Raw genomic sequence first — 929 nt, 5'->3', positions numbered from 1 at the left:
ATGGGCGCGCAGATGGTCCGCGAAGTTGCTTCGAAGACCAACGACATCGCCGGCGACGGCACCACGACCGCGACCGTTCTGGCGCAGTCGATCGTCCAGGAAGGCCACAAGGCGGTTGCCGCCGGCATGAACCCGATGGACCTGAAGCGCGGCATCGATCTCGCGGTTAGCGACGTCGTCTCGACGCTGATCAAGAACGCCAAGAAGATCAAGACCTCGGAAGAGGTTGCCCAGGTCGGCACCATCGCCGGCAATGGCGATGCCTCGGTCGGCTCGATGATTGCCGAAGCGATGCAGAAGGTCGGCAATGAGGGCGTCATTACGGTCGAGGAAGCCAAGACCGCCGAGACCGAACTCGAAGTCGTCGAAGGCATGCAGTTCGACCGCGGCTATCTCTCGCCCTACTTCGTCACCAACGCCGACAAGATGGTTGCGGATCTGGAAGACGCCTACATCCTTCTCCACGAGAAGAAGCTCTCCAACCTGCAGGCCATGCTGCCGATCCTCGAGGCTGTCGTGCAGACCTCGAAGCCGCTGGTCATCATCTCGGAAGACGTCGAAGGCGAGGCCCTGGCCACGCTGGTCGTCAACAAGCTGCGTGGCGGCCTGAAGATCGCCGCCGTCAAGGCGCCGGGCTTCGGTGATCGCCGCAAGGCCATGCTGGAAGACATCGCCATCCTCACCGGCGGCCAGGTCATTTCCGAAGACCTCGGCATCAAGCTCGAGAATGTCGGCCTCAACATGCTCGGCCGCGCCAAGAAGGTGTCGATCTCCAAGGAGAACACCACCATCGTCGACGGCGCCGGCAAGAAGGCCGAGATCCAGGGCCGCGTCGCCCAGATCAAGCAGCAGATCGAGGAGACCACCTCGGACTACGACAAGGAGAAGCTGCAGGAACGTCTCGCCAAGCTGGCGGGCGGCGTTGCCGT

General features: G+C 62.6%; 1 protein-coding gene. It reads left to right on the top strand.

Translation table 11 applies throughout. From position 1 onward, the window contains the following. Positions 1-929 (top strand): chaperonin GroEL (gene groEL / locus AC0L2V_RS32190; RefSeq protein WP_473522186.1); only part of this gene is annotated, 929 nt, incomplete at both ends.

The organism is Mesorhizobium sp. WSM4814 (genome assembly GCF_055811595.1).
The sequence above is the reverse complement of the archived record's forward strand: the minus strand, read 5'-3'. Positions and strand labels throughout refer to the sequence as shown.